The 10,319-nt window shown below is 40.9% G+C and carries 7 protein-coding genes; 5 read left to right on the top strand and 2 right to left on the bottom strand.

Annotated elements, in window-relative coordinates:
* Positions 1-304: 304 nt before the first annotated feature.
* Positions 305-2,254 carry a cation:proton antiporter gene (locus tag LMH66_RS05150; RefSeq protein ID WP_229368797.1) on the top strand — a complete coding sequence of 650 codons (1,950 nt, stop codon included), beginning with the start codon at positions 305-307 and terminating at the stop codon, positions 2,252-2,254.
* A gap of 106 nt (positions 2,255-2,360) precedes the next feature.
* On the opposite strand, the gene bcp is transcribed toward LMH66_RS05150, so the two are convergent.
* Together bcp and LMH66_RS05140 are read right to left on the bottom strand one after the other, a co-directional pair.
* Positions 2,361-2,831: a thioredoxin-dependent thiol peroxidase gene (bcp, locus tag LMH66_RS05145; RefSeq protein ID WP_229368796.1), complete on the bottom strand. Its 471-nt coding sequence runs from the start codon at positions 2,829-2,831 to the stop codon at positions 2,361-2,363.
* A 22-nt stretch (positions 2,832-2,853) separates the two neighbouring features.
* Entirely contained in the window at positions 2,854-3,381 is a 528-nt protein-coding gene (locus LMH66_RS05140; RefSeq protein ID WP_102526090.1) for a glycine cleavage system protein R, read from the bottom strand.
* A gap of 355 nt (positions 3,382-3,736) precedes the next feature.
* Between LMH66_RS05140 and dapA the strand changes: the two genes are divergently transcribed.
* The 4 genes from dapA (at position 3,737) to LMH66_RS05120 (ending at position 10,219) form a co-directional block, all read left to right on the top strand.
* Positions 3,737-4,624 (top strand): 4-hydroxy-tetrahydrodipicolinate synthase, encoded by an 888-nt coding sequence (dapA, locus tag LMH66_RS05135; RefSeq protein WP_229368795.1) that lies wholly within the window; start codon positions 3,737-3,739, stop codon positions 4,622-4,624.
* Positions 4,625-5,725 (top strand): outer membrane protein assembly factor BamC, encoded by a 1,101-nt coding sequence (gene bamC / locus LMH66_RS05130; RefSeq protein WP_102526088.1) that lies wholly within the window; start codon positions 4,625-4,627, stop codon positions 5,723-5,725.
* Between the two features lie 319 nt (positions 5,726-6,044).
* Entirely contained in the window at positions 6,045-7,127 is a 1,083-nt protein-coding gene (locus LMH66_RS05125) for an efflux RND transporter periplasmic adaptor subunit (RefSeq protein ID WP_102526087.1), read from the top strand.
* Entirely contained in the window at positions 7,124-10,219 is a 3,096-nt protein-coding gene (locus LMH66_RS05120; protein WP_102526086.1) for an efflux RND transporter permease subunit, read from the top strand. Before LMH66_RS05125 ends, LMH66_RS05120 begins: the two co-directional genes overlap by 4 nt.
* The last annotated feature ends 100 nt before the right edge of the window (positions 10,220-10,319 follow it).

The following is a 10,319-nucleotide window of genomic DNA, read 5'->3' as shown; positions in this document are numbered from 1 at the left end:
AATACCGGCCTGTCACGCCGGGGGTCGCGGGTTCGAGTCCCGTCCGCTCCGCCAAACAGATCAGCCCTTGTCATATGACAAGGGCTTTTTTGTGCTCAAAATTTACCTTTCACAGTTTGCTTAATTTTTACGTATTTCAAATCAACACCTTATGATGTTAATGAATCTTTAATTAAATGCGTCTAATCTATTAATTATCACTTGCTCTACTTAGGTATTTAGTATTTTATTACTGTAAGTAAAATACAAAGAACATCGGCAAAGATACAGCTAAGCACGTTAGCGCTTTTATAAGGATATATACATGGTGGAACACATCACAGGCATGCTCGCACTCATTGGTGTGTTGTCTTTATTGTGTCAGTGGATCGGCTGGAAGTTACGATTACCTGCAATTTTACCGTTATTGCTGTGTGGACTTTTGTTAGGACCCGGTTTAGACATTTTAAATCCAGACGCCATTTTTGGTGATTTACTGTTTCCTATTATTTCTTTAGGGGTTGCAGTCATCCTGTTTGAAGGCGCATTAACGCTTAACTTTAAAGAAATTAAAGATCACGGCCGCATGGTGACGAATTTAGTCACTTTTGGTGCTTTTATCACTTGGGCATGTATTGCCCCTGCAGCACATTGGTTATTGGGCTTTGAATGGCCTATGGCACTGTTATTTGGTGCGTTAGTTGTGGTAACAGGGCCAACGGTTATTGTCCCTATGCTGCGGACAGTAAGGCCTAAATCAAACCTTGCCAGTATATTGCGATGGGAAGGCATTGTGATAGACCCAATTGGCGCAATTCTTGCGGTTTTAGTTTATGAATATATCGCAGTTGCTGCCGCTGCAGACCCCACCACTCATGTATTGTCAGCATTAGGTATTACTTTACTACTGGGTTTTGGCTTGGGCGCTATAGCTGGCTATTTAATTGGTGTCGCGTTAAGAACCAATGTCTTTCCCCATTATCTTAAAAATACGGCTGTGCTAACCATCATGCTAGGCATGTTTGTTGGTTCTAACTTAATTCAAGAAGAATCAGGTCTGCTGACTGTAACCGTGATGGGAATTTGGCTGGCCAATATGCGCGGCGTGGATATTGCGGATATTTTAGAGTTTAAAGAAACTTTAACGGTACTGTTAATTTCTGCACTTTTTATTTTATTAGCTGCAAGATTAAATTCAACAGCCATGTTAGATCTGGGTTGGGGTGGCATTGGTGTATTAATGGTTGTAATGCTGGTGGCGAGACCATTAAGCATTTGGATTTCAGGCATTGGCACTAACTTGTCCCGCTCTGATAAATGGTTTTTAAGTTGGGTTGCACCGCGCGGTATTGTTGCAGCAGCTATCTCATCACTATTTGCGATAAAACTAGAAGCTATAGGGGTTAACGGCGCGAGCTCAATTGTACCATTAGTTTTCTTAATTATTATCGGTACAGTCGTTATTCAAAGTTTGACTGCAGGCCCATGGGCTAAATTTTTAGGCGTTAAAGCGGATTCGTCACAAGGTTTACTGTTATTTGGCGCATCTAAATTTTCACGTGAGTTAGCTAAAGTGTTAACTGAGAAAAATGTCAAAGTCATGCTTGCTGATAATAACTGGGATAATATTCGTCAAGCGCGTATGGCAAATATTCCAGTGTATTTTGGCAACCCAGCTTCAGAGCATGCCGATAACTTTATGGACTTAAGCGGTATAGGCCGAGTACTAATCCTGTCACCTTATCGACAATTAAACCCACTAGTGAGTTTTCATTTTCAGGACTATTTTGGCAGTGAAAAAGTTTATGGTTTAAATAATGCTGAAGGCGGAAGTGCTAGACATCAATTGTCTGAATCATATTTACAACGTTTATGCTTATTTGGTGAGTCTGTCTCATATGCACGAATTGCCAGTTATATGGCTAAAGGTGCGGTCATCAAGGTGACTAACATCACTGAAAACTTTACGTTGGAAGACTTTAAATCTCGTTATGGCGAAACTGCAATGCCATTAATTTATTTGACTAAAGATCAAAAAGTAAAAATTGTCTCAGGTATTGAGCAAGACTTACCGATAGGCATCGAGCTCATCAGCTTGTTACCACAAGAGGCCCAAGAACAGGACGTCATCCAACGTAACTTAAAAGAAGTGGCTGATAGAGAAGCAAAACTGCTAGCAGAAAAAAGGCAAGCGGAAAAACAACAAGCTGAGCAAAATGAAACGCAAGCAACGGATAAAAAACCGTCCAACAGTCAACATAAGCCTCAAGACTAAAAGTCAGTTTATAATGAATCAATAATCAGTAACAAAAAAGGCTTCGTGTTAACGAAGCCTTTTAGTATAAGTATTTGAATTAATTCAAAGTGATACTTTTCTGTGATTAGTGCTCAGCGATAACTGATAAGACAACTTCGTGATGATTTTTAGTTTTAAATTTATCAAACACGTGCGCCACTTTACCGTCTTGACCAATTAAGAAACTTAAACGATGGATGCCATCGTAGATTTTACCCATAAATTTCTTTTCGCCCCAGACGCCAAATGCATCGGCGATAGCGTGGTCTTCATCACTCAATAACGAGAAGTTAAGCTCTTGTTTGTCGTTAAACTTAAGCAGTTTAGCAACAGGATCAGGACTTAACCCTAAAACAGTAACCTTGTGGTTGGTAAGTTCCGCTTTACTGTCACGTAAACCTTGAGCTTGAACTGTACAACCTGGAGTAGACGCTTTTGGGTAAAAATAGACTAATACTGGCCCCTCTTTTAATGCATCCGTTAAAGAGATAGTTTCATCAAATTGGTTTTGTAGAGAAAACTGCGGTGCTAAATCACCAACGGTTAGGGTATTCATGTAAAGTCCTTATTCAATTATTTTATTTTTCACTTGCCTGCATATGATTGATTGAACAATCTAAAGAGAGTTCAGTTGCGAGTTCATGAATACTTTTCTCAAGCTTTATTAGATCAACTTTTTCAGGAACGTTAATCGTGAACAAAATTGTTTGAGTTAAGTTGTCATCATCAGCATGAGAACGCACAGCAGCTAAATCTAAAGAACGATCAGCTAAGAATTCAGTGATACGTTTCATCGTGCCGCGCTGATCTTGGCCATTAACGCTGACTTCAATACGAGAAACAAAATTCTTAGGCGTATGTTTGGAGGTACGCTTCATCACAGTGAGTAACTCAAGCTCAACACTTAAGCCTGGTAACAAGGTTTCTATCTTAGTGATTGCAGCCCAAGAACCTGAAATCATCATGATGAGTGTGAACTCATTACCGAATAAAGCCATACGGCTATCGACGATGTCACAATCACATTCACTTGCTAAACGGGCTAGGCGACTTACTAAACCAGGGCGATCTGCACCCATAGCAGTAACGACCAGATAGTTGGTCATGGATTTTCCTCACTTTTTCGATATCATAGAGCGTAAACTAGCGAACTAACGCAAAGTTTTTTTGCGGAGCGTAATGCTAACATAACTAGAACTAAACCACATAAGTATGTACGTAATAGGCTATAAACTGTCTGAAAAGTGGTATGTTGAGACACTTATAATTAATAAGTATTGATTTGTAAGGAAATAAAGTTTATTTCTGCATGTATTAAATAAGATATAAATTCTAAAAAAGTGTTTAAATAAGTCGATAATTTTACAGTTTTGTAGAAATGCATTTGAGAGCCCCGTTAATGCTTGTCATTAGTAGTAGGCATAAGTAACATAGCGAATCCTGAAACCTTGGGGAATTTAGATGATAAACGGAAGCATCGTTGCCTTAATCACACCTATGAATAGTGATGGCACAGTAGATTACAGCAGTCTAGAAAGACTAGTAGAATTTCATATTGACCAAGGCACAGATGCGATTGTAGCCGTGGGTACCACTGGAGAGTCAGCGACTCTACCAATGAAAGAGCATGCACAAGTGGTTGCTCAAACCGTTAAATTTGCTGCTGGCAGAATACCTGTTATTGGCGGAAACGGCGCAAATGCAACGGCTGAAGCCATTGAGTTGACCCAATCTATGGCCGACTCAGGTATCGTTGGTATGCTTGGGGTTACGCCATATTACAATAAGCCTTCACCTAAGGGCCTAATTGCTCATTACAAAGCGGTTGCTGCTTGTACTGATATCCCACAAATTCTATATAATGTGCCAGGCAGAACATCAGTTGATATGTTGCCTGAAACGGTAGCTGAATTAGTTTCAGTGAGTAACATTATTGGCGTTAAAGAAGCGACCGGTGATTTGACCCGTGTGGCTAAATTACGTGAACTTTGTGGTAATGACTTTAAGTTATACAGTGGCGATGATGCTACTGCTCGTGACTTTTTATTATTAGGCGGTGACGGCGTAATTTCTGTTGCGAATAATATTGTACCAAAATCATTCAAAGCAATGTGTGACGCTGCATTAGCAGGCGATCATGCACTATCAGAAAGCATTAATTTGCCGATGAAAGGACTGTATGAACATTTGTTCTGTGAAGCTAACCCAATTCCGGTTAAATGGGCTGCACATCAGATGGGTTTAATCAGTCAAGGGCATATTCGTTTACCTTTAACTGAACTTTCTGAGCAGTTTCATGGTCTGTTGTTAGAAGCGATGAAACAAGCCCATATAGAGGTAAACCGATAAATGTTGAAGCAAGTCACCCCAATTTTACTGATTGCTGCCGTTACAGCGTGTAGTACGCCGACAGATCGTCGAGTTGCAAATGGTAGTGAAGATTTTACTAATGCCAAAGAAGTACCACTTCTTACCATTCCAGAAGGATTAACTGAACCGACGTACAGTCGTGAATATGATATCCCTAAAGCTGGTGAAGGCGTAAACAAAGAACTGATTGGTAAACGTTTAGATATCCGTCCTCCATTATTAGTTCTGCCGATGTCTGAAGGTACCCGTGTCGAAGAAGGCACCGATAATATTAAAATTATCGTTGAATCTATCGCAAGCACAAAAGACCTTAAGCAAGAAGTGTTCGAAAATCTTAAAGGCTTCTTAGCTAAGTACGATGTTGCTATCGAAAAAGAAGATTATGAAGCTGGTGTTCTCGAAACGGGTTGGATTGAGAACAAAGACGTTATCGAAACAAGCTGGTTTGGTGATGACAAAGTTTATTTACTTCGTCAACGCTACCGCTACGATGTTGACGTGAGTCCTCATGGCCGTTCAGGTAGCATGAGTATCGATCTTGTAGAACATGAAGAATCTTATGACGGCGAAGAACAAGAAATCTTTTTAAGCGGTGAAGACCAACGTCGTTACACCATTGATATGCTCAATAACACCATTGCTTATATGAGTGTTAAGCGTGAAAAGCAAATCAAAGCTGACCGTATTGAACAGAGTTTAGGGATTGATGTAGATCTCGTTGCTGAAACTGAAGAAAGAGGCGCTTTCTGGATTGCTGAAGCTGATTATACAAAAACATGGGATCGTTTGCGTATCGTTATGCCTGAGCTAGGTTTTGATATTGTTGATATGAACTCAGCTAAAGGCCTTTATTACATCGTTCTTGAAGAAAGCGGCGGATTCTGGAGCTCGTTATGGGGCGAAGATAAATTACCGTTAGAACGTGGTAACTATCGTGTTGAACTTGTTGAAACAGCAGACAAAGAACAAACAGAAATCTTTATTAAAGATGCTGCCGGTGAGCCGTTAGATAACGAAGTTATTACTGAGCTTTACCGCGTATTAAGCGAAGCGATGAAAGCAGACCGTAAAGTACGATAGGCTATAAAGTAAATAATTATTTGATGTTGCTTTAAAATGCATCAATTTATTACAAAGAGACACATTTATGTGTCTCTTTTTTTTATGCTTAATTTGGCTAAATATATAGTTATTTAGTTTGAATTAATCTACATAAGAGGTGATAACCGCTAATATGTGAACTGTAATTCAGTTTTAATCGTACAAAACCAAGTGTTAATGAAATGTGTATTTTGTAAGTAAAGGTAAAACGCCTTGATACCAGCTTGCTGCTGGGTAAACTAACGTTTGCTTCAATCCTTTTAACATTTTGTATATGAGTTTGACGAACGGAATTCCGATGAAAAAAATAATTATATTACTCGTTGCATTAGGTCTAGCTTGGTTCGGCTACCAATCGACTCTATCTCCTAGTAACACCAAAGAGCGTGTTAAACCTATTCCGAATGTTGTTGTGGCCAAAGTTGCCATGTTACCTGTGCGTGATGAAGTGGAAGCGATTGGTACAAACAAGGCTTTCGAATCTATTACCATTACCCCTAAAGTGACTGAGCAAATTGCGACAATCAATTTTAACGACGGTGAAAAAGTACAGAAGGGCGACTTACTGGTTCAACTTCGTAACCGTGAACAACTCGCCAAAGTGCAAGCAGCAGAAGTCAAAGTGAAAGACCATCTGCGCGAACTTGACCGAATCCGAAGTCTTGTGACCAGTAAAACAGTGGCGGAACTTGAGCGAGATAGGTTACAAACTTTAATCGACACCACTCGCGCAGAACTTGAGCAAGCTAAAGCGGCATTAGAAGATAGAGCCATTCATGCGCCGTTCTCTGGCCGTTTAGGGCTTAAACAAGTCAGTGTCGGTTCGCTAGTGTCTCCTGGCACTCAAATCACCACCTTAGATGATGTCAGCAAGATTAAGCTCGACTTTTCAGTACCTGAGCGTTTTATTCAAGAATTACAGTTAGGCAAAAGTGTTGAGTCAAAAGCCATCGCTTTTCCTGATCGTATTTTTAAAGGCGTTGTGACTTCAATCGATAGTCGCGTCAACCCTTCAACGCGCGCAGTGATTGTACGCGCCATCATTGATAACGCCGATGCTGCTTTATTGCCAGGCATGTTAATGAAAGTAAAACTGATTAAACAAAATCGAGAAACCTTATTATTACCAGAATCTGCGATTATCCCCATCCAATCTAAACAGTTCGTATACATAGTTAACGATGAAAATGTGGTAGAGCAAAAGCCAGTAACGCTTGGGATCCGTAATCGTGGCTGGGTAGAAATCATCGACGGCGTGGAGATTGGTACGCCGGTCATTATTCGTGGCTTACTTAAAGTCAGACCGGGCGATGAAGTGAAAACTGAAGCAGCTGAAGCATTTAATTTTGCCAAGGTCGCTGGTTCGGAGAATGCGGCATGATTTTAACTGATATCTCTGTAAAAAGACCGGTATTAGCCTCTGTTATCAGTATTTTGATTATCATTCTTGGTTTAGTGTCTTTTGAAAAATTGCCATTACGAGAATACCCTAATATTGACCCGCCAGTGGTATCGATTGACACCCGCTATCGTGGTGCGAGTGCCTCGGTTGTTGAAAGCCGTATTACCCAACTAATTGAAGATAGGATTAGCGGCGTAGAAGGGATTAAGCATGTTAGCTCCCGTAGCCGTGACGGGCGCTCATCTGTCACATTAGAATTTGATGTTGGCCGTGATATTGAAGCGGCTGCCAATGATGTACGTGACAGAATCTCAGGTTTACTGGATAACTTACCTGAAGAAGCCGATCCACCAGAGGTTGAAAAAGCCAATGGTGGTGATGAAGTCATCATGTGGTTAAACCTGGTCTCTGATCAAATGACCACATTGCAGCTCACCGATTATGCGCGCCGTTATTTAACTGACCGTTTTTCTGTGGTCGATGGCGTGGCTAATATTCGTTTAGGTGGCGGTAAAGTCTATGCAATGCGGATTTGGATTGACCGACAAGCCCTAGCGTCTCGAAATTTGACCGTAGCTGATGTTGAATCTGCGCTGCGCTCAGAAAACGTAGAATTACCAGCGGGGTCCATTGAATCTAAAGAGCGTCACTTTACTGTCCGTGTGGATAGAAGTTTTAGAACAGAACAAGACTTTGCCAATCTCGTGATTACACAAGGTAATGATGGCTATTTGGTGAGGCTAGGTGATGTTGCTAAGGTACAAATTGGCTCTGAAGAAGAGCGGATTATGTTCCGTGGTAATACTGAGTCGATGATTGGTTTAGGCGTGTCTAAACAATCTACCTCAAATACTTTAGAAGTGGCACGTGCTGCCAATGCGTTAGTGGATGAAATCAATCCTACATTACCTGCAGGAATGGAGATAAAACGCTCATACGACAGTTCAGTATTTATTGAAGCATCGATTAAAGAAGTTTATCAGACGCTGTTTATTGCAATGATACTGGTGATCATTGTGATTTATTTGTTCTTAGGTAGCGTGCGCGCCATGCTGATACCTGCGTTAACCGTTCCTGTATCACTTATGGGCACGTTTATCGTGTTATATACACTTGGGTATACCATTAACCTATTAACCCTTTTGGCGATGATCTTAGCCATTGGTATGGTAGTAGATGATGCGATTGTGATGCTGGAGAATATTCACCGCCGAATTGAGCAAGGCGATTCTCCATTAAAAGCGGCATACCTTGGTGGACGTGAGGTGGCATTCGCTGTTGTTGCAACAACCTTGGTACTTATCGCAGTGTTCATGCCGATTAGTTTCCTTGATGGTGATTTAGGAAAACTATTTAAAGAATTTGCTGTCACCATGAGTGCAGCTGTGATGTTTTCAAGCTTAGTCGCCCTGACACTTAGCCCAATGATGTGTTCTAAGTTACTAAAACCTGCGGGTCAATCATCTTGGTTAGTGCGTAAAGTCGATGCCATGATGGATTTTGTCACTAATATCTACCAGTCCAATCTGCAATCTGCCATTAAACAACCTTATTTTATCGGTTTAATTGTTGTTGCTGCATTTGCTGTCAGTGGTTATTTGCTTAATAAAGTCCCGCAAGAATTTGCACCACAAGAAGATCGCGGTTCGATGTTCTTAGTGGTTAATGGCCCACAAGGTGCAAGCTTTGAATATATTGAAAAGTATATGGATGAAATCGAAGGTCGCTTAATGCCTTTGGTTGAATCTGGAGATATCAAGCGTTTGTTAATTCGAGCACCACGTGGTTTTGGATCTGGTGCTGACTTCTCTAATGGTATGGCCATTATCGTACTTGAAGATTGGGCTGAGCGTCGCCCAGCGAATGAAATCATTACCGACATCCGTTCGCGTATATCTGACTTAGCTGGTGTAAGAGCTTTCCCGATCATGCGTCAAGCCTTTGGTCGAGGTGTGGGTAAACCTGTGCAGTTTGTATTAGGTGGTCCAAGTTACGAAGAACTCGCAATGTGGCGTGACATCATGATTGAAAAAGCAGGTGAGAACGAAATGCTTGCGGGTCTTGATCATGATTACAAAGAAACTAAGCCGCAGTTGAGAGTGGCGATTGATAAAGATCGCGCAGCAGATTTAGGTGTATCAATTTCGCATATTGGTCGCACGTTAGAGTCGATGTTAGGTTCTAGATTAGTCACTACCTTCATGCGCGATGGTGAAGAATACGATGTGATTATTGAAGGTAATCGTGAAAATCAAAACACTGCAACGGATCTTGAAAATATTTATGTTCGTTCAGACCGAAGCGGTGAGTTAGTCCCTTTATCAAATTTAGTGACAGTGGAAGAGTACGCTGATGCCAGTTCACTTAACCGCTATAACCGAATGCGGGCTATTACCATAGAGGCTAACTTAGCCGATGGCTATAGTTTGGGTGAAGCATTAGATTATATGAATGATATTGCGGATACTTATTTACCTGCTGAAGCTGTTATCAGTTACAAAGGCCAGTCTTTAGATTATCAAAGTTCTGGTAGTTCAATGTACTTTGTCTTTGTGTTGGCATTAGGGATTGTGTTCTTGGTGTTGGCTGCGCAATTTGAAAGTTATGTGCATCCAATGGTGATTATGTTAACGGTTCCGCTAGCCACTTTAGGCGCGTTAATTGGCCTGTGGTTTACTGATCAAAGTATCAATATCTACAGCCAAATCGGGATTATCATGCTGGTGGGGCTTGCGGCTAAAAACGGTATTTTAATCGTTGAGTTTGCCAACCAATTACGTGATAAAGGGATTGCGTTTGATGATGCGGTAATTCAAGCATCATCCCAGCGTTTACGTCCTATCTTGATGACAGGTATTACGACAGCAGCTGGCGCAATACCCTTAGTTATGTCGAGCGGAGCAGGTGCAGAAACCCGCTTTGTTATTGGTGTGGTGGTACTTTCAGGCATATTGTTAGCCACGTTCTTTACACTACTTGTGATACCTGTGGCGTATAGTATATTCGCCCGTAATAGTAGCTCACCAGATGCGATCACAAAACAGCTTGAACAAGAACTTTCAAATGATTAATTAAGCTATATTAAAACTGAAGAGCTAATTAGCAAACTTAAAAGCCAGTTATTCGTAACTGGCTTTTTATTGTTTTCTATTTATGACTACTAAGCATAAA

The sequence above is a fragment of the Shewanella sp. 10N.7 genome (assembly GCF_020806285.1).
Taxonomy (GTDB): domain Bacteria; phylum Pseudomonadota; class Gammaproteobacteria; order Enterobacterales; family Shewanellaceae; genus Shewanella; species Shewanella electrodiphila.
This window is presented reverse-complemented; position numbering and strand designations above follow the sequence as displayed.